Raw genomic sequence first — 23,351 nt, 5'->3', positions numbered from 1 at the left:
GGATAAGTTTCAATTGTAGCAAATTTTTATTCTTTATCCACAAACTTCACTTTATGTTTAACTTTAACCACATTTGGGAAATTTGGGATCAGGTCTTGATTTTTTGAAAGTCTTAATTCAATATCTTCACGATTCCACCATGAGGTCCAAATTCCATTGTTTTTTAATGACTCTAGTTTTTCTGTTAATGGTGAAGAAATTTGGGTGTTAACCGCTAAAAAATAGCCAGAAGAATTATGGGTTTCAACTGTATCTCTAATATCAATTACTTTATTTTTTCCAATTGTATTTGTACTGGTTTTACATTGACCAACTATTTTAATAATTTTACTAGGTGGGTGTACTTCTGAAACTATAGTTTCATCAATAACATTCCATTCAATCAATAAGTCTCTACCTTTATCACCTTGATTTATAGGTGCTGGTCTTCGGACGGTTTTTACATTTGGTTCTCTCTCCAAAAGAGCTTTTATTAGATTTTCAAATTGATCCGGACAAACTTTTTCTATCCATAAAAAAGACGGAATTGGAAATAAAATTTCAGCTTCTTTATTATGTCTATATCTTAGTAACTCTCGTTCTGATTTGAATTCAGACACACCAGATAATCTACCTAATGCAATAATGTACGGGTTTGAAACTGCAATTAACATATTCTCAAAAGGAATGATAGGGTAATTGAGTGCTTTGTTACCATTTAATGCTTCAATTAATTCCTCAAATTCTTTCCTCGAATCGTTGTGTATAAAATTATTTATTTCCTTATCGATCACAAGGTCACCATTTATACCTTTAATAATATTCTCAGGAAACTTTTTATTATTAAAAATCGCCTGCATGTATCCAGATAGTTCTTCTGATTCAATTATAGTTACTTCATTTTCAAAATCATATACATAATTCCAATTCGGCCTCTTACGGCCTCCATAGTTCAAATGGGATGATTTACCATAAATTTTTTCAATTGATTCAAATTTTCTACTTTGTATTTCATAATCTCTATTATTGTCTATACCTTCTTTCTCCATACAGTTATTACAAGGACATCCTGCAAATTCCCAAAATTTTTGTCTCCAAATAACCACCAAGGCAATGATTTCATGTATTCTCTGTCGTAATTGTTCTTCATTTGAAATCCCAAAGAAAGAAGGTATTTGAACCGGCATTATATATCTACCCCATATTTCGTCTTCTACTACATGAGGGATGTCAAATAATGAAAATGAAACAGGGAGGCCTGATAATCTGATAAAGCTACTAAACATTAAGCTAAGAACTACGTGGGCATCAGTTCTATCACCGTGATAGAATACATCATATGTTCTTTGAAGGAAATAAAAAGAAAGCTTATTGGCCTTATCAATCTCAATAATTATTGAAATCCCGGAAGCATTATCGGTATTTATCTTGAAATAATTCTCAGAACTTTTTTCTAAATCAAGATTATAAATTTCACATAATTTCTTTGCAAATTGTATTATATCATTATCACTTTTCATTTTAATACTTGAGATTAGTTACAACTTAAAAATCGATTCTGATATCAATTTGAAGAATTTAGTCCATTTTATTACCTGAATATATTAATTCTAGGTTAAATATTGATTTAATATTCTTTAAAAATTATTTTTTTGTACGTTGAAAAAGCGTACATTTGTTCTGCTAATACGAATTGGACTATAGGTCAAAGACAAATTAAAAGAAAAAACAGACTAAAAGAATTCAACTCAAGAAAAATCAATATAAAATCGCAAAATCCGAAGTTAAAAAGGCAACAAGAATAGATAATATAATCAAAGTTAAAGCCAAGCAACTAAATCACAGCAAAAAAAAACTGAAAGATCAAATTTAGAATTCAGATAAAATCAGATAATAATAAAATAAGTAGATATGGCAACTCAAGTTAATGACAGAATTGATGTTCGTATTAGCACAGAACAGAAAGAGCTTTTTAAAAGAGCTTCGGTGATTAGCGGGTTTAAGAATCTGACTGAATTCGTTGTGCATTGTGTGTACAAGGAATCCAAAAGTTTATTGATTGAAGAAAGTCAAATTTTGAAGAGTGAAGAGGATAAACGTATTTTCTTTAATGCATTGCTGAATCCCCCAAGTCCCAATGCCCATTTGAAAAAAGCTCGCTTAAATTATTTGAAATTCAAAAGCGAACAATTCGATGAAAATTTGCAAACTGGGGAAATCCCACAAAAAGAATGAGTTTGATTGTGGCAAAAGGTCACTTAATGATTATTTGGCAAAAATTGCCAAACAGGATGTTGAAAAAAATGTGGCGGTTTGCTACATACTGGAAGGGGAAGAAAATAAGGTAATAGGTTACTATACACTATCTTCAGGTTCTATTCCCAAAGAGGAAATCCCTGATAACGTGTCCAAAAAATTGCCCCGATATTCAGATATTCCTTTTGCTGCAATCGGAAGATTAGCCATAGATAAAAATTACCAAGGTAAGGGTCTTGGAGGTTATTTGTTGGTTGAAGCATTTACTGAAATTTTAAAAGTATCAGAAGTCTTGGGAATTGCCGGAGTTTTTGTTGATCCAATAGATAATGCTGCAATAAAATTTTATGAGCTTTATGGTTTTATAAAACTAAACACCTCAGACAGGATGTTTCTTCCAATGGCTACTATTAGGGAGCTTTTGAAGGATTAAAAGGTCAGAATCGGGAATGCAAAAATGTCATCCATCTAGTGAAGGATGGCATTTTTATTTTATTCCTATAATTCACTAAATCATCCTTTTTTAGGATAAAGACACTTCCTACGAGTAGCCTAATGTAAAGCCCATTCATGTTTAAAAATTGACTGAATCAAAAGTAACGATAGTCTATCCACATTTTTATGCTTATTTTAGATCAATCCTCCACCAAACCCCTTGACCTATGAACCGATTACTGCTTTGTTTTATACCCATCCTGATTCTCTCCTGCACCAAAACCCAAACCGATATGAATTACAAACAAGATGCCTTTATAGAAATCTTTGATAACAAGATATTGGAAATCCTGGACCCGGAAGCCAAACTGGAAATCTTATCCACAGGCCATGCCTGGACCGAGGGGCCGCTTTGGTTGGAGGAGACCCAAACTTTGGTCTTTACCGATATCCCCAATAATGCCATCTATCAGGTAAAGGATCGGGAAAGCAGTATTTATATCAAACCTTCAGGCTATACCGGAGAAACCCAAAGAGGCGGTGAAGTCGGTGCCAATGGGTTGACTTTGGATCCTCAGGGCAGATTGGTCATGTGTCAGCATGGTGACCGCAGGATGGCCAGGATGGACAGTCCCTTGGACCAACCTCAATCAAAATTTATCACCCTTGTGGATAACTTTCAGGGCAAAAGGCTTAACAGTCCAAACGATGTGGTTTTTGATAAGGCCGGAAATATGTATTTCACCGACCCACCTTATGGCTTGGAATTCAATATGGATGACCCGGCTAAGGAGTTGGATTTCCAGGGAATCTATTGTCTGAAAACGGATGGGGAATTACTGCTTTTGGACAGCATTTCCCGGCCAAACGGCCTGGCATTTAGTCCGGATGAAAAATACTTTTATCTGGCCAATTCCGACCCTGACCAAGCTGTTTGGTTCAAATATGAAGTTGGAGAGAACGGACTTATCCACAACCGTAGCCTTTTCTTCGACGCCACTTCCTATGTAGGCAAAGAAGGTTACAAGGGATTGCCCGATGGGATGAAGGTCCACAGTTCGGGGACTATCTTCGCCACCGGTCCGGGAGGCGTGTGGATATTTGATGCAGCAGGAAAACCCCTTGCAAGAATTGCCACCGGAGAGGCTACTTCAAACTGTGCGTTTTCCACAGACGAAAAAACCTTTTTTATGACGGCCGATAGTTATGTGTTGAAATTGAGATTGAAAAAGTGAGACACTAGGCCTTAGAAAATAGATCTGAGATAGGCGTTTAAGCATATTAACTCGTCCGTTGTCCTGTTATCCGAAGGTTGTACCTTCGGATCACTGAGTGAGGAGGTTCTACCTCCAATATCTCTAAATTAAGCACTTAAACTCTCTTTCCAAAGTCCTTTTATAATCTGTGAAAATCCGCGAACATCTGTGGTTAAAAAAACACAACCACAGATTTCACAGATGAACACAGATTCCGTTGTCCTGTTGTCCGATGGTTGTACCTTCGGATCACTGAGTTTGGAGGTTCTACCTCCACTATCTCTGAATTAAGCACTTAAACTCAAAAAATCCCTTTCCAAAAGCACCTTTATAATCTGTGAAAATCCGCGGACATCTGTGGTTAAAAAAATACAACCGCAGATTTCACAGATGAACACAGATTCCGTTGTCCTGTTGTCCGAAGGTTGTACCTCCGGACCCGTGAGTGAGGAGGTTCTACCTCCGCTATCTCTGAATTAAGCACTTAAACTCTGATAACCCCTTTCCAAAGCACCTTTATAATCTGTGAAAATCCGCGGACATCTGTGGTTAAAGATATACAACCGCAGATTTCGCAGATGAACACAGATTCTGTTGTCCCTAATTTATTTCCCGAAGTTACTGACAAAGGCAATCGACTGACTGTCCGGTGACCAGGATGGCACATTGATGGTACCCTGTCCACCATACAAATATGCAATTACCCTTGGGGCGCCTCCTGAAGTGGGCATCATTTTAAGGGCGACTCTTTTGTAGGAAGGATGGTCATTTACAGGAATGTCTTCAGGAAAGGAAATATACACCAGCCATTTGCCATCGGGCGAAATATGGGGAAACCAATCATTGGTTTCGTCAAAAGTCAGTTGTTCGGGTTCAGATCCGTCCGGTTTCATTCTCCAAATCTGCATGGTTCCGGATTTACTGCCATTGTAATAAATGTATTTCCCATCAGGGGAATATTCACATCCATCCACATGCTCTCCGGGCTTGGTATTGGTCAAGGCTACTTCATCTCCGCCTTTGATATTTTTTTTGTAAATGTCATAGGTTTTTCTTTCTCCCCGGGAAGCCACATATAGGACTTCTTTGCCATTGGGCGACCATCCATGCCAATAGGAAGGGGTCTCTTCGGTTACCAAGGTCGGTTCACCGCCCTCCAAGGGAAGTACGTACACTGTCGATCCCCAACCGGGATAACCTTCTCTTTGATGGCTGATGGCCAGCATTTTTCCGTCAAATGATATCCCATGGTCATTGTTGTTCCGGTCAGCGAATCCGGTATTGAGTTTTTCCAAACTCCCGCCTTCTACAGGGATTTTGTAAAGTGAACCATCCATATTGATCAATAACTTTTGGCCATCGGGCATCCAATTAGGCGCTTCAAAGCGGCCATCTTTTTCAAAGATCACTTTTCTTACTCCTGTAAAAACATTCATGGTTTCCAAACGGCAGCCCAAATATCCATCCCTTCCCGGATTGTAACTGTCAGCAACAGGCTTGTCCAATCTTACATTCCAAGCTTTGGCTTCTTCCAAAACGTCTTCATTGTGCGAACCGATAAAAATGCCCACCAAAACAGCGTTTTTCATGACAGACATTTTGTGGGAACCGATTACCTGAAGTGGTTCATTCGGGAGGGCAGCGCGCATGATAAATTCATCCCCGACCCGCTCCAATTGAAGGATGGAATAATGGCTCTTCGGAGCAAAAATCTCATCCTCCGGATCCCGCATAAAGGCACCTTTCAGCTCCCGCCACTGTAAGACAGTAAGTCCGTCACCGTGAAGTGTAGCAGTAATATGTGCCGCATTTTCATCCTCCGATTCCCTGACCATCAATCCGACTTTTCGGTGGAGATCTACACCTTCACCTACAAACTCAAAATTGGCAGTCAGAATAAAATCCCCCTCTATTTTATCAAAGGCATAATGAAACTCATCCCTTTCAAACCAAATATTATATCCGGCTCCTTGAAGATGGTAAGTTTGGGTTTCTTGGTCATAGACAGTTTTCCCTTTCAGTTTTGGATTTCCAATGTCTTTGCTGTGACTGAATATGCCGATTTTTTCCTCTTGGGCGATAGCCATCTGCATCAGGAATAAACCAAATAATGTGATCAAGTATTTCATAGGTCTTTGGGTTTTATCAGTAATTTAAAACAAAAAATCAGGTTTTTTCTAGCAATATGTGATGGTTGGGGATTTTCGAGAATAAAACTCATTTCTAATGACAGATTTGGAAATTGATGGTTTAGAACTACAAATAGCATTCGAATCAATTACTGGACTTTGCCTTGTCACCTCGAGTTTACAACATTTTTTCAGAAACATACGAAAAAGGAATGACATGGTAGTAAATTAGAGTAACCTTGAGCAGTATGGCCGTCCCATTGTATAGTGCCCCGTGCCTGTCCTCGAGTGTGGTCCTGTTTGATTGAGAACGAAATAGTGGTACAGCAATATGCTTGTCCGAATGGTAGCCTGCCTTTTACAGTTCTTCAAACAGGCTTAAGGCCAATATTTCTTTATCAGGTAGTTTTATGAAAAAGATCCATCAAAACACAGCTGGTATCGATATAGGCTCCAGGAGCATCTATGTCGACATCGAAGGAAAAGAAGTCGCGAGTTTTGAAACCTTTACTTCAGACTTCAGGAAAGCCGCAGTTTATCTAATAGAAGCAGGTGTCACTTCTGTTGCCATGGAAGCGACCGGCAGCTATTGGGTTATTCTCTATGATATCCTTACAGAGGCAGGACTTGATGTCTGGCTTGTTGACGGACGCCAGACCAAACAGGTCCCAGGCAGGAAAACCGATGTGAAAGACTGTCAGTGGATCAACCAACTCCACGCCCATGGACTGTTGAACAGGTGCTTTGTAGCTGAAGGTCTGATGAAAGAGCTCCGCTCTTACCAAAGGCTCAGAGAGGACCATATCCGGAGTATGTCCATGCATATAAACCATATGCAGAAAGCACTTATTGAAATGAATATCAGGCTTCCCGAGGTTCTCAGCCAGGTGCACGGTGCCAGCGGAACGGTGATGATAGAAGCCATCCTCCAAGGAGAAAGGGACCCCCAGAAACTACTTTCCCTGTGCCATCACAGTCTGATAAAGAAAAAGGGTGAGAAAATAGTAAAAGCTCTTGAAGGGTTTTATACCGAAGCAGGACTGTTTGCACTTAAACAGGCCTATGAGGCATACAGGTTTTACAAAGCCCAGATATCAGACTGTGATAAGAAGATCCAGGATACATTCAATAAGCAAAACATGGACCTGTACGAGTTCCCAAAAGGTATGAAGCGAAAACAGATCAGGCATAATAAACCCGATGTTTCGGATTTGGGAAAATACCTTCTGAAAATATTCGGTGGCAAGGATGCCACCAAGCTGTCCGGGTTCACCGATTATACATGGTTTCAAGTGTTGACCGAAACGGGTCCGGATCTTTCCAGATGGAAGACCGAAAAACACTTTACCAGCTGGTTGGGGCTATCCCCTGGCCAGCACCAATCGGGTAGAAAGAAAAAGAACAAGTCCAAAGGCAGACCGAAAGCCGGCCAGATATTCAGGGTAATTGCCCAAGGGCTATTGAACAGCAAGAAAATTGCACTCGGGGCATTCGGCAGAAGACTATGTGGAAGAAAAGGTCCGAGGGTAGCCATCAAGGCCATGGCAAGAAAACTTGCAGAGCAATATTGGAGGTTAATGGTAAAAGGATCTGATTTTGTAGAGTTCGGTATAAAATATTACGAGGAAATCATGCAAAAACAGAAAATGAAATTGATACAAAGGCTAGCAGTGGAACTGAACATGGATATTGTCCCACAAGAAATTGAAGAGAAAATCCTTAATTTACATGAAGAATGATTTTATGTCATTGGTAGTCAGGAGAGGTCTGCATCCCGCATTGATGACATTTCCTATTCTGAACATTTTGAAAAATGTAAGGAACTCAGAATGACGGCACCCCAAACTTGATTCCTGATTCTTGACTCCCCGATTTTCATCAGGACAGGCTTTGGTTCTAATCTCTCGCTTCTTCCGTCTCCTGTCTCCCGTCTTCTGTCCATTCACCCTACACTTCAGTCCCCCAATTCTACACTTCAGTCAACTTTAATTTTTTCAGGATTGGTTTCAAACCAATTTTGGATCAAATATTATTTCCATGAAAATTATTTTAGCCATCTGTTTCATCTTCCTGGTCAATTGTTCTTTGGCGCAGACCACCATCCAAGGGGTTGTCAAGGATCAAAAAGGTGAAACAATTCCTGGTGTCAATATTTTTCTGAAAGGAACATTCGAGGGTACCTCCTCTGAAATTGATGGAACTTATTTTTTGGAAACCAAGGAGGAAGGAACTTATACTTTGGTATTTCAATCTATGGGATTCAAATCCCAGGAATTTGAGGTGGTGCTTAATGGAAACCCGCAGACCTTAAATCCTATTTTAAGAGAAGCCATTAACGAAATGACCGCTGTGACCATTTCGGCAGGGGCAATGGAGGCTTCTGATGAAAAAAGAGCCGTGGTATTACGGCCTATAGATATTGTAACGGTACCCTCCGCGATGGGAGATATTATTGGTGCCTTTCAGACTTTACCGGGAACTGCCAATGTGGGAAATGATGGTCGGTTGTTTGTCCGTGGCGGGGATGCCACCGAAACAGCCATTTTCATAGACGGTCTCAAAGTTGGAAATGCTTTTGGCACCACCGCTTCTAATGTACCGACCCGAACCCGATTCAATCCCAATTTATTCAAAGGTTCATTTTTCAGTACGGGCGGCTATTCTGCAGAATATGGTCAGGCGCTTTCTTCCGCCTTGGCTTTGAACACAGTGGATTTTCCAGTGAGAAATCAGGGTGATATCAGCATCATGTCTGTAGGTGGAGGTTATACACAAACTTTGGCCGGGGAAAAAAACAGCCTGACAGCTTCTGCCAACTACTTTGACTTATCGCCCTACCAGGCTTTGGTAAAACAAAATTTTGATTGGGAAAGGGCTCCTTATGGATGGGATGCCGAGGTCTCCGGCAGAAAAAAGTGGGGTAAAAATGGGGTTGTTAAAGCTTTTGTTCACACAGAAGCCAATGGCATGAAAATCTGGCAACCGCTTCCTGATTCAGATGAACGCGGGCAATTGGTCGGAGTACAAAACCAGTACACTTTTGCCCAAACATCATTCAGGCAATTAGGGGAAAACGATTGGAGCTATTATGGCGGAATTTCTTATTCCAATAATGTGGACAAATTTGACCTCGATCAGATGGAATTGAGAAACCAAAACCAATTGGTCCATTCCAAATTGGCTGCCATCAAAGGTTTTTCGGAGAAGTTTTCAGTCAAGACCGGTTTTGAATCCTATCTGTTCAACTATGAAGAGGCTTTGATTTCAGAAGATTTGAAAAGGGATTTCAGGGATCATCATGCCATCCTGTTTTCAGAAGCAGATTTTTATATCAACAACAGGTTGGTATTCCGCGGAGGAATAAGGGCAGGACACAGTTCCTTGGCCGGTCAAAGTTGGTTGGATCCCAGAATTTCTTTGGCTTACAAATTTGATAATAACGGGCAGCTTTCCTTAGCTGCAGGGCAGTTCAGCCAAATGCCTGTTGAGCAATTAAGGGTCCTTGAGCAAAGCACACAGAATACCCGTGCAGATCATTTGATCCTGAATTACTTTCTGGTCAAAAACGGCAGAACCATCCGTGCAGAAGCATTCTACAAAGACTATAAAAATCTCATCACTTATGAAGTGGCCCAATTATTTCCAATGCCTTTGGGATTTGACAACATTCAGCAAAATGGGGAAGGCTATGCGCGCGGTATGGATGTTTTTTACAGGGATCAAAAGAGCTTCAAGAACACTGACTTTTGGGTGACCTACAGCTTTGTGGACAGCAGGAGGAAGTTTGCACATTTCACCGAAATGGTACAGCCCGGCTTCGCTCCCCGTCATAATGGATCAATTGTGGTCAAGCATTTTATTTCCTCCTTTAAATCCCAATTGGGTGTTTCAGTGAGTGCCAATGATGGCTATACTTATGAAAACCCAAACCTTCCGGGGCAGATGAATTCAAAAACCAAAAGCTTTCAGGATTTGAGTTTAAGTTGGAGTTATCTGGCAAAACCTAATCTGATCATTCATTTGGCCTGCTCCAATGTATTGGGCAGGGACAATATTTTCGGCTACCAATATGCCAATGAACCCAATGAAAACGGGGTATACGAGGGAAACCCCATTAGGCTTCAGGCACCAAGGTTTCTCTTTTTGGGAATCTTCCTGACCCTTTCCAAGGACAAAAACGCAAATAATTTAAACAACTTATAAAAACAAAAACCATGAAAAAGTACAGTCTTGCCATTATCGTTATGATGCTTATTTCTTTGATATCACAAGCATCCAATGAAGCTTATGAAAAAGCCATGCTCAACGAGCTACAAAACATGAAATCCGCTGCAAGTCCGGAAGACCTACAAAAGGTTGCCAATGGCTTTGCCAGAATTGCACAGATGATGCCGGAGGAATGGTTACCGGATTATTATGCAGCACTAGCCTTGGCCAATGCTGGTTTTAGAAGCGAGGGTGGGGCAGACGTCAAGGATCCGTTTTTTGAGCAAGCCAAAAAACATGTGGATAAAGCAGCAAAAATTTCTCCCAACAACTCCGAGGTAGTGGCACTGCAAGGTTTTATTACAATGGGTGAATTGGCTGTAGATCCTGCTTCACGTGGGCAGCATTTGTCCGGTTTGGCCATGCAGACTTTTGGTAAAGCGGTAGATCTCAACAGGCAAAATCCCAGAGCAATCATGATGCTTGGACAAATGGAATTGGGCATGGCGCAGTTTTTCGGACAGGGTCCTGAAAAGGCATGTGGCTTAGTAGATGCCAGTTTGGCACTTTTTGCCAAAGAAGCCGCTGAAGCCAAAGAAGGAAATCTCAATCCAACTTGGGGAAAAGGTATGGCAGAAGAAATGAAGAAAAATACCTGCAATTAAAAACTTGACCTTCCTGATTTTTTTCAGGAGGGTCTTTATTCTGATTATTTAAAACATCTATGTACGCAATGATGCCAGTAAAATTGTAATTCGATATAATTCATGGCAGGACCCTAAAAAGTCCGGTACTTCGGTCTTCTGACTTCGGTCTTGCCTGAAATAAGATTTTGGGTTACTGGCAAAGAAGCGTTTAACCATAATTTAAAATATTTAAATACACTATTCCTATGAAAACCACACTAATTCTCCTTTTGATGGGACTGTTTTTTGGCTCATCGTTATCAGTTCCGCTTTGGGCCCAACAGCAATTGAAACCTAATTCCGGTCTAGGTTTGGGATTTCAAGTAAATCAATTTCAGAATGATTTTGGGTTTGGGCTGAATCTAACCAGCCCGGAAATCCTGAATGGAAATGCAGCTTTCCGCCTAAAAGCCAATCAGGTTTACTTTGAGCACCTCTTGGATGGTGAATATGTTTGGTCCGGCTATCAAAATGTCTCTTTGGGTTTCGTCGGTTTTGGCGGAATGGTAGGCCAAAGTATCCGCCTATATGGTGAAGGAGGTTTGGCAGGGATTATCCCTTCAGACAGATTTTCTTCGGAATCCTTCAGGTTAAGCACATATGGAACTTTTGGTTTTGAGTTTTTCCCAACTCCGGCTTTTAATTACTTCCTGGAATTAGGTGTTATGACATCCCGGGCGAGAGCTGATAAAATTGCAGGAAGTCCATTTTTTTCAAATGGATTTGTTGCCAGTGTAGGGTTTAGATTGAATCTGAAAAAATAAAATCACAGAACTTTATAAAAAATACCCTTTAGCTATGTACAATCTCTTTAACAATCAAATCGGTTTGATTCACTTTATAGCTTCTGTTTTGGCTTTAGTGCTTGGTTCAGCAGTTTTGGTGATGACAAAAGGTACCAAAATCCATATCCGAACAGGCTATTTATATGTAATAAGCATGGTAGTTTTGCTGGCAACGGCCTTTATGCTTTATAACTTATTTGGCAAATGGGGGATTTTTCATTACTTCGCAGTGGTCAGTTCCTGCACACTGATTTTAGGGATGATTCCGATTTTAGTGCGCAATCAAATCAAAAATTGGGCTTATCTTCATTTTTCCTTCATGTATTGGTCTGTGATAGGACTTTATGGGGCTTTTGTCAGTGAGATGTTGACCCGAATTCCTAAAGTGCCATTTTACAATATGGTGGGTTTGGCCACGGCAGGGGTGATGCTTGTTGGCGGAATTTTGTTTGGAATCAATAAAGCAAAATGGAGAAGAATGATGATAGCAATATCCAAAATTAAATAAATGGAATGTTCCGAATTTGAACCAAGCAACTATGAAAAAGAGCCTTGAAAATCTAAAAACCAATAAAATTCTATTGGGAGTTTTGTTCCTGATTTTGATGACTTCCTGTGCGGCAAATGAGCCGGTTGATGAATGCCTTACTGGTCAGACCTATGGATTCCTTTGGGGAATATGGCATGGAATAATTGCTCCAATCAGTCTAGTCATCAGTTTGTTTGATGAGGAAGTAGTGATGTTTGCGGTGAACAATACCGGGTTTTTCTATGGCTTGGGTTTTCTGATTGGTTCCGGCGGTTGGGGAATATTGGCTTCAAAGGCTAAAAAAGACTGATATTTAAAAAAAATATTTTCCAATCATAAACATCCTCCCAGGAAAAATATATGAGCAAAGATTTTTTTCGATCAGCCACCATCTTCTACTCCGCCAAGCGGTTTTTCTTTTTGAATTTTGGGATTTCTACCATCTTGATGTTGTTGTTCTGCCCAACTTGCTTTTTGTCTTTGGAGGGGATTTTGTCCATAGCTCCGGATTGGGTTTTTTCTTTTTTAATGTCTTCTGCATTAAGTTTGGGAGGGTTCAAAGTAGAGGAGTATTATAACAAAAGAATATCCTGGATCGAAAAGCCGGTGAAAAGACTCTTTTTGACAGCGGCTTCTTACATGGTTTATTCTTTTATAGTCAGTTACATATTGGTGGTACTCTATGTACTGATTTCAGTAGAAGGGGTAAACCTGACAAATATCAATTGGAGCTCAATGTTGGAAAATACCCTGATGCCAACATTTATAGCTCTGATCATCATTACTATTTTCATTTCCAGATCCTGGCTGTATGAGTGGCGTTCTGCTGCCATTGAAGCAGAACAGCTTAAATCAGAAAATATCGCCAGCCAATACCAATCTCTAAAAGACCAATTAAATCCCCATTTTCTGTTCAATTCACTCAATGTGCTGAGTAATCTCGTCTATGAAAGTGCCGATAAATCCGCAGAATTTATACAGCAATTGTCCAAAATCTACCGCTATGTTTTGGAAGTACAGCAAGAGGAATTGGTGGGTTTGGACAGGGAAATAGGCTTTGCGGAGAACTACCTGAACCTTCAAAAAATCAGGTTTGAAGGAAGCCTGGAGTATTTTATTGATGTACATCATTTAAAGGGCTATTACCTCCCACCACTTTCTCTTCAATTACTATTGGAAAATGCCATCAAACATAATATTGCAAGTTTGGAGAAACCGCTCAAAATTATGATAGAACAAGCAGATGGCAATTTAATTGTACGCAATATTCTTCAACCTAAATTGACCAAGGAGGAGTCAAAAACGGGTATTGGATTGTCCAATATCAAAAAGCGCTATGCCCTGTTAAGTAACCAAAGTCCAAATATCATTGAAACAGAAAAGGAATTTATCGTAGAACTTCCTCTGATAAAACTAAATGGATCATGAACATTCTTTTGATAGAAGATGAAAGACCTGCTGCCAATAGGTTGAAACAGCTTGTTTTGGAATTACTTCCCGGGGTAAATATTTATGGAAATTTGGACAGCATTACTTCGGCGGTAGCTTGGCTGGAATTGCATCCTGCACCCGACCTTATATTCTGTGATATCCAATTGGCGGATGGATTGAGTTTTGAAATTTTTGAAATGGTCAGGGTCAGTTCCCCGATCATTTTTACCACAGCCTTTGACCAATACGCCATCAAGGCCTTCAAGCTCAACTCGGTGGATTACCTGCTCAAACCGATTGACCCCAAGGAATTGGCAGGGGCTATAAACAAGTTCAAAAGCCAAAAAATCAAAACCACAATCGACCTCAGTCAAATCAAAGAACTGCTTCAACCGCAGCAAAAGGAATTCAAATCCAGGTTTATGGTCAAAATCGGAGAGAAAATCCAATCGATCCTTGCCTCGGAAGCGGCTTTTTTTATGAGTGAGGAGCGGGTGACTTTTTTACAGACTTTTGAAGGGAAACGGTACATTTTGGACTACACCTTGGATCAATTGGAAGAAATGTTGGATCCCAAAAAATTTTTCCGCTTGAATAGAAAATACATTTCTTCTTTTGAAGCCATCGCGGAGATCCATACCTATTCAAACAGCCGTCTGAAAATCAAATTGGCCAATTGCAGCGACAATGATATTCTGGTCAGCAGGGAAAAGGTCGGGGCGTTGAAGGAGTGGTTGGATGGCTAAATTAAATAGGCCTGAAGGGCCGTTCTGTGACATCCTGGAATGCAACATTTGAAAGGATTATTTGGATGGTAAGGAAAGGTATTTGTCCGACCTGTTATTTTGGTGTTGGTGAAGGATGAATGAAATTTTTCAAACATGGTTAATTCAGTTTAGCAATAAAAATAAATTGGCCTGAAGGGCAATTCTGTGACAGCCTAGGGTGCAACCCTAGGTAATAGGAACCGATAAGAAACCCCATGGTCTGAAAGACCGATCGAGAAAGATAAAGTGGGATTAATCATAGATCGGCCCTTCAGGCCTCATAATTTAATTGATTCATGTATACCCTGACTTCCGCAAGCTTCAGTCAGGGCTTTCACAGGGCAGCCCTTTGGGCTTGATGAGTAAACAGTTTAACAATAAAAATTAATAAGGCCTGAAGGGCCGTTCTGTGACAGCCTAGGGTGCAACCCTAGTAATAGGAACCGATAAGAAACCCCATGGTCTGAAAGACCGATCGAGAAAATAACCGGATTTATACGGATAATTAGATTATTTTTAATATCCATTTCCTATTTGATGAAAGGTATTTTTGGGATTAATCATAGATCGGCCCTTCAGGCCTCATTATTTAAATTGATTAATGTAACCCTGACTTCCGCAAGCTACAGTCAGGGTTTTCACAGGGCAGCCTTTGGGCTTGATGGAGAATCTGTTGATCGATGGAGATGCTAGTTGGATTGAAAACAAAAGGAGCTGGTGAGTAATGAAGTATTTCAAACAAGGATAATTCAGTTGAGCAATAAAAATTAAATAGGCCTGAAGGGCCGTTCTGTGATAGCCTAGGGTTGCAACCCTAGGTCATAGGAACCGATAAGAAACCCCTTGGTCTGAAGGACCGACCCGAAAGATAATCGGATATATACGGATAATTAGATTATAATTTTATTCCCATTTTTTAATTTGTATTGAATCAAAAATCCCTCAGATATGCCGCAATCTCTAGCAAAAGTTTATCTACACATCATTTTCTCTACAAAGAGAAGGGAAAAGTTTATTTCTGAAAAAATTCGTCCGGAACTCCATTCATATTTGACAGAAGTTATCTATAACTTAAATTCCTTTGTCCATGAGATTTATGCTAATCCAGAGCATATCCATATTCTTTGTGAGTTACCCAGGACAATAACAATTGCTCAATTGATCCTGAAAATTAAAACTTCCAGCTCTATTTGGATGAAGACCAAGGGGGTTGAAAAGTTTGAGTGGCAGAAGGGTTATGGTGCTTTTTCAGTAAGCCATTCAAAAGTGGAAATAGTTAAAACTTACATTCAAAAACAACCCGAACACCATCAAAAATTAAATTTTGAAAATGAATTCAGACTTTTTCTAAAGGAGTATAATATCGAATTTGATGAAAGGTATGTTTGGGATTAATCATAGTTCGGCCTTTCAGGCCTCTTAATTTAATTGATTATATACCCTGACTTCCGCAAGCTTCAGTCAGGGCTTTCACAGGGCAGCCCTTTGGGCTTGATTGAGAATCAAAGGTGCTTGTGAATACACAAGAGGAGATACTCTAATGCAATAAAAGTCCAATAGGCTTCAAAGTAAATTTAAAATTCACCACAATATTCTCCGAAAGAAATCTTCTGACCAAGAGTATAGAAAAATACCAGGTTTCCACTTTGCCAAAGATGGCAAAATCTGGATGTTTCAAAACATCAATGATGAGATGGGCTTTGTACGCCTTTCAATCATTCCATGATGTTGAGTCATAGCATGAATGGTTATTAACCTAGAATTGTACAGGATCTTGGGGCAGTACTAGTCAGAAGTTATACGAAGGTTGTACCTTCGGATTCCTGAGTTTTGAGCCTCTGGCTCAACGCACCGGAGTTAAAAACTCCACACTCAACAGTCCAAAGGTACAACCTTGGGACAACACAAAGTTTTCATACTATGATTAGTTGTCATGGTTGAAAAAATGACATTAAATTTGACGTTTTTTAAGGTCAGTGATCAGAACAGACCTCAATGGAAAGGTCAGTAAATATGCCTCACCTTAATTTATTAAAATTTTAATGTCTATTAGTTTGTTTGACATCGATTTTAATGTCACATTTGTAATCTCACATTAAAATAATCAAAATTTAATGTCAAAATATGGCGTATCTCATCAATCCTGACAGGACCAAACCTTGGAACAATCTCCCTGAACTGCCGATCGAAGCCCAGTATTATCGGGATTTGGATATTTTTGAGCAATTGGGGGAAGCAAAGGCAGCCATAGCCCGATTACAGGGAAGAAGTGCGGCGATACCCAATCAGGGCATGTTGATCAATACTATCAGTTTGCAGGAGGCCAAGGCCTCGTCAGAGATTGAGAACATTTTCACCACCGATGATGAGCTTTACAAAGCCTTCAGTGATGAAACCATCAAACAAGGACCCACAAAGGAAATACTGCATTATCGGGAATCCATTTGGAAAGGGCATCAATACCTTGTATCCAACCATAAATTTGATATTCCTTATTTCGAATTGATTTACCAAACCATCACGGGTATGAGTGATGGTATCAGAAAACCTTTTGCCCATACCTTTATCCGACAGGGTGGTTCAGGACCGAATGCAGGAAAAGCCGTATATACACCTCCAAGAGGCGAAGGAGTGGTCGAAGCCAAAATGGAAAATCTGATCCATTTCATGAATGATGACAACACCATCGATCCGATATTGAAAATGGCTATTGGTCACCTTCAGTTTGAGGCCATTCACCCTTTCAGAGATGGGAATGGGCGGACAGGAAGACTCTTCAACATTCATTTTCTGACACAGAAAGGACTTCTTGACCTTCCCATTTTGTTTTTGAGCAAGTTTATTTTGGACAGAAAGGAGGATTATTATGCATTCCTGGCAGGAGTTACCCAAAGGTCTGCGTGGAAAGATTGGCTGATTTTTATGTTGAAAGCAGTGGAAATTACTTCCATGGACACCTACCACAAAATCAATGATATCTTGGCGGCAAAGGATAGCATACTACATGTATTGGAAAATGAAACAAACATCATCCGACCGGAATCTTTGGTGGAGGCCATTTTTACTCAACCCTACACCAAGGTCAAACACCTGACCGATAAAAAAATCTATGCCGAAAATACCGCCCGCCAGTATCTCAACCAAATCGCAGAAATGGGCATAGTCGAACGCCGTGAAATCAGCGGTGGGCATTATTACATGAATCTGGAATTGTACAGGATTTTGGGGGAGTGAAAGTTATCCGAAGGTTGTACCTTCGGATTCCTGAGTTCTGAGCCTCCGGCTCAATGCACTGGAGTTAAAAACTCCATACTCAACAGTCCAAAGGTACAACCTTGGGACAACACGATTCACGTCACGGAATGGAGTTAAAGTGTGAATTAACTAAATATCACATTGATTTTTTTCAAATTAAATTCATAGTGATTACATTGTTGATAAAATCTGTCTTTCTATGAAAAACCATGCAATAATCTTCCTTTCAGTTCTTTGCTTTGCCTGCGGCGGGAATGAAACTGAAACCAAAATGGACTTCTCCAACATCACCTTCACCATGGATACTGTGGTGGTGGATGCCGGAGATGAAATCATCAACCTGAAGTATGGTCTTTGGTCAAGTGCCATGACAGAAGACAAAGCATTTCTCTATCTATGGAATATGGATGAGTCTACTTTGGACAAAATCAATATCAATGAACTGCGTTTGGAAGAGAAAATAAAATATGAAATAGAGGGCCCTGATGGAGTGGGTGCTTTTGTATCATGGATGAATATGTTGGATAATGACCGCATTCTAATGGCCAATTTTCAGGAAATGGGGCTTTTTGATATGAAAGGCAAAAAGATCAAAACTTATAAATTGGATAAAGAAAAATTTATTGGGGATAGTTTGGAAGATGGGGAGAGTTTCAATAGGAAGTCCATCATTACCGACGGTGGAAATGTGATTTATGGATTGTTGGGTAATTGGACGAATGATAATCTATCCTTTGCAAAAGTCAATTTTGAAGACATGGAGATCAAAAAGTATGAACTCCCTGGCATTGATGAGTTAAAAGATTATTCCGTAGCTCTGAAATCAGGCCAAATGATGATGATATCCACTACTGACAAATCACTTCAAAGAATTGGAGATAGGATTATCCTTTCCAATTCCGCCTATGCCCCCATATTTGTTTTTGATATGAAAAAGGACAGTGTTTATCAGGTCAATTATACCCCGCAACTCACTGCAGCTGCAAAAAAAGGCGGCTACCCCAAAGAAGTGGATTCAGAAAAGCGTTTTAAAGAGGTAATGGCAGAAATCAATTCTGAAATCAATTTTCAGGCACCGGTATGGGATGAGGTGAATAAAAGATTTTACAGATTCTCCTATGAAACTATCCCTGGTGAAATCACTGACGAACCAATGTTAGAGAGTCCCGAACAAAAAACTATTTCCAAGGTCTTTCTAAGCATTTTTGATGAAGACTTTAACCTGATAGGAGAATCTTTGGTTTCCCAAATGACACAAATTCCCAATTCTGTTTTTGTCAAGGATGGTAAGATTTGGCATTATGTGAACGTGGATGACGAACTTGGTTTTGTGAGAATGGCTTTTGATTGAAAATTAAGTAGTTTCCCCAATTATTCAGCAAACTGAAGTCTGACCAGATTGGCATAAAAACCATCTTCATGCATAGCAAGGTCCTCATGAGTACCTTCTTCGACTATTTCCCCGTCCTTGAGTACATAAATTCTGTCCACTTTGCGGATTGTTGCCAATCTATGGGCAATAATAATAGTAGTCCTGTTTTTCATCAGTTCATCCAAAGCTTCCTGAACCAAGGCTTCAGATTCTGCATCCAAAGAAGAAGTGGCCTCATCCAAAATCAAAATAGCAGGGTCTTTCAAAATCGCCCGGGCTATGGCCACCCGCTGACGCTGTCCTCCGGAAAGTTTGATGCCACGCTCGCCTACTGTCGTTGACAAACCCTCAGGGAACTTGCTGATAAACTGCCATGCATTTGCTTTTTTGGCTGCTTCTATAATTTCTTCTTCAGTGGCATCAGGCTTGGCATAGGCGATATTTTCCCTGATACTGCCTCCAAAAAGGAGGACTTCCTGAGGGACTATTCCAATGTTGGACCTTAACTGTTTAAGATTCCATTCGGATATATTTTTACCATCAACAAGAATCGCCCCTTTTTCTACAGGATAAAATTTGAGCAGTAACTGAATGATAGTGGATTTACCGGCCCCACTCTGTCCTGCCAAGGCAACTTTTTCTCCGGCCGGGATATGGAAGTTGATGTTTTTCAGGACTTCCAATTCAGGCCTTGTCGGATAGTTAAAACGGACCTGCTCAAATTGTATATTACCGGCCATGCGGACTTTTTGGAAATCTGTAGTGGACAATTCAGGTGTTTCGTCCAATATTTCCAGAACCCTTTCGGAAGAGCCTATGGCCTTTTGGATTTGGCCGTAAATATCTCCCAAACCTGCTATGGAACCACCTATGAAAGTGGTATATAACACAAATGAAACCAGATCCCCCACACTCATTTCACCTGAGGCTACCAAAGTAGCGCCATACCACATCACAGCCACAATTCCTCCAAATAGGGCAAAGATGATAAAGGAAATAAATGCACCCCTGAACCCGGCGGCTTTTAAAGCAACAGCTACGACCCTGTTCAGCCCATTCCTGTATCTGTTGGATTCATATTCTTCTCCTGCAAATGATTTTACCGTCATAATAGACTGCAAGGTTTCTTCTACAATGACATTGGCTGCCGCCAATTCATCCTGTGCCTGTTTGGAAAGTTTTCTGATAAATTTCCCGAATACCATGGCAATAATCACCAATACAGGAAAAGTGGCCAGCATAAAAAAAGTAAGTTTTGGAGTGGTCACCATCAAAAACGCCACACCTGCTAACAAGGTGATAATCTGACGAAAGAGTTCCGCCAAGGTCACGGAAAAAGTATCCTGTAACATACTGACATCTGCGGTAATTCTTGAAATCAGTTCACCTGTTCTCCTTTTGTCAAAGAACGTCATGGGCAATTGTACCAATTGACTGTACAGGGAAATTCTGATATCCCGCATACTTCGCTCAGAAACCTTAGCAAAAAGCCATACCCTAAAAAAAGAAAATATACTCTGAACCAATAAAATCCCCAAAAGAATAAAAGCAATGCCATTGATATCATCTACCAACCAGGATTCCCCTGAAGCAGTATCGATCAGTTTTCCGGCTACGTAAGGAAAAGTCAGTAAAGTCAAGCTTGAAAATAGGAGAAATACCATCCCCAATAAAAAATTTACCTTATAGGGTAAAACAAACCTAAAAATACCACCAAGTTTACTCAGATTCTGTTTGGTCAGCTTTCGCTTTTCGTGTTCTTCAAGAGCTATGCCTCTCTTTTTTGCCATGGAAAACTTTTATTCAATTATCTAACCTACAAATCTACACAATAAGATGAGAGGTTGAAGTCATTCAATTTATTTTTAAGTAAATCACTATCAAAAACAGGCCGCTCTATTTTTTGTTTACCAAAAGCCCAAATCCGAAAGTTACTTAATAAATTGATAATCGATATCAGGTCTTAATCACTCCACGTCCGAGACAAATAGCCATAATTATTGGGGAATAAATAGGATTTTACATTTTTCAAACCAATCATCCCAATTTTGAAAGGGGGACCTTTACAATGCTATTTCTTTTCCGACTCTTTCCCTTTGTTCTTTTTCCTTCCCGTAATTCTTCTGATAAACTCTTTCTCTTTTTCCCAAAAAAATGAAAACTGCCCAAATACAAATCCCCACAATAATAGAATTAGCTGATAGAGAGGAAGAACGAGCAAAAGATATAGCACTGTTTTCCAAAATCCACCTCTCTCCATGCTGATGCCCAAAAAATCAAAAATAGGTTTTTTGATAAAAAGTATCGTAAATCCGGTCAATGCAAAAACAACCAATACCAATACGACCTGTCGGAGACTTTTCAGGTTCCATTTGGATTGGAGTTTTTGGAGAAAGGATTGATCGGGGGTTTGTTTTTGCATTTGTTTAAAGGTTCAGATATTAATATCAATCCATTTTTTCTATCCTGTATACCGGATACCGGTTATGTTCCTTTTCCTTCCAAGGGGAATGTTCATATACCCATCTCAATTGAGCAGATCCACTTTTTGCCAACTCTTCATTTTCAGATTTTGCGGCTTCCAGTTTATTTCTCAGGTCGGGATTTCGATTAAGGAATTCGGCTACCAAGTCCTCAAAAACGTAAGCAGAATAACCTTCTTTGGACTGAAGAATCGTATCAAAGAAATTCCAATTGAAAAAACTATCCTCACTTTCCGGTTCCAATACTTCCATGATGTAACGGTTGACTTCCTGGTTCATAGGGACCATGAAATCTCCTTTTCTAAAATTAATCTTGGTCTGGATTTTTTCCACCTTCGTATTGGAATGCAGATAATGTCCTTCAAACGGTCGCTGGGCAGTCTGGAACTCTTTGATTTCATATACCGTGACAGAAATGGCCGAATCATTTTTTAATTCCACCAAATGGACACCATTTCTATACAGGTTTTCTATCACATTGAACCATCCTTGGGGAATCAGGTAAGCGTCTGGTTTTGAGATAATCAAACCATCCACATAGGTGTCATAGAATCGGACTTCTTTGGTAAAAGGTTTTGACCTATCATAATATAATCTCGGTAAACCGGAAATTTCAGAAGGTTTTTGACCTGATTCAAAGCCAAGAAATTCTATGGTTTTATAGCTGCTTTTATCAATGGTGTGATTCATAGAAAATTCACTTTGGGAAATCTGATTGGAACGGTCAGCCTTGGCAGAAGCAACAATTTTGGCCCCGTCCTTTTCTAAAATTTCCATAAAAGTTTCAAATAAAGCATAAGTGGAAGCCACCCTCAGGTGATAAGGCTTTAGCATATGGGTTTCGGGCATAAAACTTAATGTGCTGTGAAGTGCAGCATAACCACTACTATATCGACCGCTATCCTTGAACTGTGACCAACCATCTTCAGGTTTGCCGCCCCATGCATTGACATAAGGTACCATCGGAAAATCCCTGTCTTTCATTTTTGCATAAAGTTGGGGGTTGAGTTCATTCTCCAAATACTCCCCCAATTTTCCTCCCAAACGGTTATGTTGGGTAGATATCAGCGTCATCACATGCTGGTAGTCGGCACCGTTGCTGACATGGGTATCGATAAATACCTGCGGTCGTAGCCAATTGAAAATCTGTTGAAAAGACCTTGCGTTTTTGGTATCTGCCTTGATAAAGTCCCTGTTGAGGTCATAGTTTCTTGCATTGCCCCGAAAACCAAATTCCTCGGGCCCATTTTGGTTGACCCTACTGAATGAACCTCTATTTAGATGACCTCCGATATTGTAAACAGGTACAATGGCCATCGCAAGATTTTCCGGAATTTCTATTTTATTCAATAAAATGTCTCTTAAAAACATCATTGAAGCATCAATCCCATCAGGTTCGCCCGGATGAATGCCATTGTTGATAAATAGCACCAATCGGTTTGCCTCATGCCATTTTTTTGGGTCAAATATTTGCTGTCTGTCAAATAGCAGCACGTGGAGTGGAAAACCACTGTCTGTAATTCCCATTTCGACCATTTTGACTTCTTTAAAGTCATTGGCCAATGTCTCAAAATATTGGATTACTTCAGAATAAATCGGAGTCTCCCGCCCTTCCGACTGCTCAAAAAGAGTGACATACTTTTCCTGCGCGGATACTCCTTGAGTAAAGAGTATTACTAATACCAACCATGATATTTTTTTCATGCCCGAATTTGAGAAAAAAGAGGTTTAAAAACTAAAAGAGATTATATTTTCCATATTTGTATTTCCAAAATTGTTACG

The 23,351-nt window shown here is 39.9% G+C and carries 20 protein-coding genes; 14 read left to right on the top strand and 6 right to left on the bottom strand.

The features are described 5' to 3' along the window. Positions 1-26: 26 nt before the first annotated feature. Positions 27-1,499, bottom strand: coding sequence for a PDDEXK family nuclease (locus tag B9A52_RS04780; protein WP_084119225.1), 1,473 nt, complete (start codon positions 1,497-1,499; stop codon positions 27-29). Positions 1,500-1,890: 391 nt separating this feature from the next. Here B9A52_RS04780 and B9A52_RS04775 point away from each other — a divergent pair, with 391 nt between their 5' ends. From B9A52_RS04775 to B9A52_RS04765, 3 genes are all read left to right on the top strand, one after another. Next, complete coding sequence (locus B9A52_RS04775; protein ID WP_084119224.1) at positions 1,891-2,214, top strand: type II toxin-antitoxin system TacA family antitoxin; 324 nt, start codon at positions 1,891-1,893, stop codon at positions 2,212-2,214. Then, the gene (locus tag B9A52_RS04770; protein ID WP_084119223.1) at positions 2,174-2,668 is read left to right on the top strand and encodes a GNAT family N-acetyltransferase; all 495 of its coding nucleotides are present in this window, start codon (positions 2,174-2,176) and stop codon (positions 2,666-2,668) included. The genes B9A52_RS04775 and B9A52_RS04770 overlap by 41 nt, the downstream gene beginning before the upstream one ends. 229 nt (positions 2,669-2,897) lie before the next feature. Continuing rightward, the gene (locus B9A52_RS04765) at positions 2,898-3,905 is read left to right on the top strand and encodes an SMP-30/gluconolactonase/LRE family protein (protein WP_231955493.1); all 1,008 of its coding nucleotides are present in this window, start codon (positions 2,898-2,900) and stop codon (positions 3,903-3,905) included. Positions 3,906-4,531: 626 nt separating this feature from the next. On the opposite strand, the gene B9A52_RS04760 is transcribed toward B9A52_RS04765, so the two are convergent. Beyond that, positions 4,532-6,055 carry a TolB family protein gene (locus B9A52_RS04760; RefSeq protein WP_084119222.1) on the bottom strand — a complete coding sequence of 508 codons (1,524 nt, stop codon included), beginning with the start codon at positions 6,053-6,055 and terminating at the stop codon, positions 4,532-4,534. 410 nt (positions 6,056-6,465) lie between these two features. Here B9A52_RS04760 and B9A52_RS04755 point away from each other — a divergent pair, with 410 nt between their 5' ends. Then, positions 6,466-7,794, top strand: coding sequence for an IS110 family RNA-guided transposase (locus B9A52_RS04755; protein ID WP_084119221.1), 1,329 nt, complete (start codon positions 6,466-6,468; stop codon positions 7,792-7,794). Positions 7,795-7,847: 53 nt separating this feature from the next. On the opposite strand, the gene B9A52_RS25415 is transcribed toward B9A52_RS04755, so the two are convergent. Continuing rightward, positions 7,848-7,997, bottom strand: coding sequence for a hypothetical protein (locus B9A52_RS25415; RefSeq protein ID WP_157370069.1), 150 nt, complete (start codon positions 7,995-7,997; stop codon positions 7,848-7,850). A gap of 95 nt (positions 7,998-8,092) precedes the next feature. Between B9A52_RS25415 and B9A52_RS04750 the strand changes: the two genes are divergently transcribed. From B9A52_RS04750 to B9A52_RS04705, 10 genes are all read left to right on the top strand, one after another. After that, the gene (locus B9A52_RS04750) at positions 8,093-10,258 is read left to right on the top strand and encodes a TonB-dependent receptor (protein WP_084119220.1); all 2,166 of its coding nucleotides are present in this window, start codon (positions 8,093-8,095) and stop codon (positions 10,256-10,258) included. Between the two features lie 11 nt (positions 10,259-10,269). After that, complete coding sequence (locus B9A52_RS04745) at positions 10,270-10,926, top strand: hypothetical protein (RefSeq protein WP_172805167.1); 657 nt, start codon at positions 10,270-10,272, stop codon at positions 10,924-10,926. Positions 10,927-11,153: 227 nt separating this feature from the next. Then, positions 11,154-11,711, top strand: coding sequence for a hypothetical protein (locus B9A52_RS04740; protein ID WP_084119219.1), 558 nt, complete (start codon positions 11,154-11,156; stop codon positions 11,709-11,711). A gap of 34 nt (positions 11,712-11,745) precedes the next feature. Then, positions 11,746-12,240: a DUF2306 domain-containing protein gene (locus B9A52_RS04735; protein WP_084119218.1), complete on the top strand. Its 495-nt coding sequence runs from the start codon at positions 11,746-11,748 to the stop codon at positions 12,238-12,240. A 31-nt stretch (positions 12,241-12,271) separates the two neighbouring features. Beyond that, positions 12,272-12,571, top strand: a complete 300-nt coding sequence (locus tag B9A52_RS04730; protein WP_084119217.1) for a hypothetical protein — start codon at positions 12,272-12,274, stop codon at positions 12,569-12,571. 50 nt (positions 12,572-12,621) lie between these two features. Next, complete coding sequence (locus B9A52_RS04725) at positions 12,622-13,689, top strand: sensor histidine kinase (protein WP_084119216.1); 1,068 nt, start codon at positions 12,622-12,624, stop codon at positions 13,687-13,689. Next, the gene (locus B9A52_RS04720) at positions 13,686-14,438 is read left to right on the top strand and encodes a LytR/AlgR family response regulator transcription factor (RefSeq protein ID WP_084119215.1); all 753 of its coding nucleotides are present in this window, start codon (positions 13,686-13,688) and stop codon (positions 14,436-14,438) included. Before B9A52_RS04725 ends, B9A52_RS04720 begins: the two co-directional genes overlap by 4 nt. Before the next feature lie 969 nt (positions 14,439-15,407). Beyond that, the gene (gene tnpA / locus B9A52_RS04715) at positions 15,408-15,854 is read left to right on the top strand and encodes an IS200/IS605 family transposase (protein WP_084119214.1); all 447 of its coding nucleotides are present in this window, start codon (positions 15,408-15,410) and stop codon (positions 15,852-15,854) included. Positions 15,855-16,583: 729 nt separating this feature from the next. Beyond that, a complete protein-coding gene (locus B9A52_RS04710) occupies positions 16,584-17,693 on the top strand; it encodes a Fic family protein (RefSeq protein WP_084119213.1) in 1,110 nt (369 codons plus the stop codon). Positions 17,694-17,913: 220 nt separating this feature from the next. Further along, positions 17,914-19,065, top strand: coding sequence for a DUF4221 family protein (locus B9A52_RS04705; RefSeq protein ID WP_084119212.1), 1,152 nt, complete (start codon positions 17,914-17,916; stop codon positions 19,063-19,065). A 20-nt stretch (positions 19,066-19,085) separates the two neighbouring features. Here B9A52_RS04705 and B9A52_RS04700 read toward each other — a convergent pair whose 3' ends face one another. From B9A52_RS04700 to B9A52_RS04690, 3 genes are all read right to left on the bottom strand, one after another. Next, complete coding sequence (locus B9A52_RS04700) at positions 19,086-20,876, bottom strand: ABC transporter ATP-binding protein (protein ID WP_084119211.1); 1,791 nt, start codon at positions 20,874-20,876, stop codon at positions 19,086-19,088. Between the two features lie 281 nt (positions 20,877-21,157). Continuing rightward, on the bottom strand, positions 21,158-21,508 hold the full coding sequence (locus tag B9A52_RS04695; protein WP_084119210.1) for a DUF6787 family protein: 351 nt from the start codon (positions 21,506-21,508) through the stop codon (positions 21,158-21,160). 25 nt (positions 21,509-21,533) lie between these two features. Further along, positions 21,534-23,273, bottom strand: coding sequence for a M14 family zinc carboxypeptidase (locus tag B9A52_RS04690; RefSeq protein ID WP_084119209.1), 1,740 nt, complete (start codon positions 23,271-23,273; stop codon positions 21,534-21,536). Between the last annotated feature and the right edge of the window lie 78 nt (positions 23,274-23,351).

It is taken from the genome of Aquiflexum balticum DSM 16537, assembly GCF_900176595.1.
Taxonomy (GTDB): domain Bacteria; phylum Bacteroidota; class Bacteroidia; order Cytophagales; family Cyclobacteriaceae; genus Aquiflexum; species Aquiflexum balticum.
Note: the sequence above shows the minus strand (reverse complement) of the source record. Positions and strands in the feature narration are given on the sequence as shown.

Coding starts and splice junctions, on each gene's coding strand:
- B9A52_RS04780 (WP_084119225.1), bottom strand. CDS start 1,499: ATGAAAAGTGATAATGATATAATACAATTTGCAAAGAAATTATGTGAA.
- B9A52_RS04775 (WP_084119224.1), top strand. CDS start 1,891: ATGGCAACTCAAGTTAATGACAGAATTGATGTTCGTATTAGCACAGAA.
- B9A52_RS04770 (WP_084119223.1), top strand. CDS start 2,174: ATGAAAATTTGCAAACTGGGGAAATCCCACAAAAAGAATGAGTTTGAT.
- B9A52_RS04765 (WP_231955493.1), top strand. CDS start 2,898: ATGAACCGATTACTGCTTTGTTTTATACCCATCCTGATTCTCTCCTGC.
- B9A52_RS04760 (WP_084119222.1), bottom strand. CDS start 6,055: ATGAAATACTTGATCACATTATTTGGTTTATTCCTGATGCAGATGGCT.
- B9A52_RS04755 (WP_084119221.1), top strand. CDS start 6,466: ATGAAAAAGATCCATCAAAACACAGCTGGTATCGATATAGGCTCCAGG.
- B9A52_RS25415 (WP_157370069.1), bottom strand. CDS start 7,997: ATGGACAGAAGACGGGAGACAGGAGACGGAAGAAGCGAGAGATTAGAA.
- B9A52_RS04750 (WP_084119220.1), top strand. CDS start 8,093: ATGAAAATTATTTTAGCCATCTGTTTCATCTTCCTGGTCAATTGTTCT.
- B9A52_RS04745 (WP_172805167.1), top strand. CDS start 10,270: ATGAAAAAGTACAGTCTTGCCATTATCGTTATGATGCTTATTTCTTTG.
- B9A52_RS04740 (WP_084119219.1), top strand. CDS start 11,154: ATGAAAACCACACTAATTCTCCTTTTGATGGGACTGTTTTTTGGCTCA.
- B9A52_RS04735 (WP_084119218.1), top strand. CDS start 11,746: ATGTACAATCTCTTTAACAATCAAATCGGTTTGATTCACTTTATAGCT.
- B9A52_RS04730 (WP_084119217.1), top strand. CDS start 12,272: ATGAAAAAGAGCCTTGAAAATCTAAAAACCAATAAAATTCTATTGGGA.
- B9A52_RS04725 (WP_084119216.1), top strand. CDS start 12,622: ATGAGCAAAGATTTTTTTCGATCAGCCACCATCTTCTACTCCGCCAAG.
- B9A52_RS04720 (WP_084119215.1), top strand. CDS start 13,686: ATGAACATTCTTTTGATAGAAGATGAAAGACCTGCTGCCAATAGGTTG.
- tnpA (WP_084119214.1), top strand. CDS start 15,408: ATGCCGCAATCTCTAGCAAAAGTTTATCTACACATCATTTTCTCTACA.
- B9A52_RS04710 (WP_084119213.1), top strand. CDS start 16,584: ATGGCGTATCTCATCAATCCTGACAGGACCAAACCTTGGAACAATCTC.
- B9A52_RS04705 (WP_084119212.1), top strand. CDS start 17,914: ATGAAAAACCATGCAATAATCTTCCTTTCAGTTCTTTGCTTTGCCTGC.
- B9A52_RS04700 (WP_084119211.1), bottom strand. CDS start 20,876: ATGGCAAAAAAGAGAGGCATAGCTCTTGAAGAACACGAAAAGCGAAAG.
- B9A52_RS04695 (WP_084119210.1), bottom strand. CDS start 21,508: ATGCAAAAACAAACCCCCGATCAATCCTTTCTCCAAAAACTCCAATCC.
- B9A52_RS04690 (WP_084119209.1), bottom strand. CDS start 23,273: ATGAAAAAAATATCATGGTTGGTATTAGTAATACTCTTTACTCAAGGA.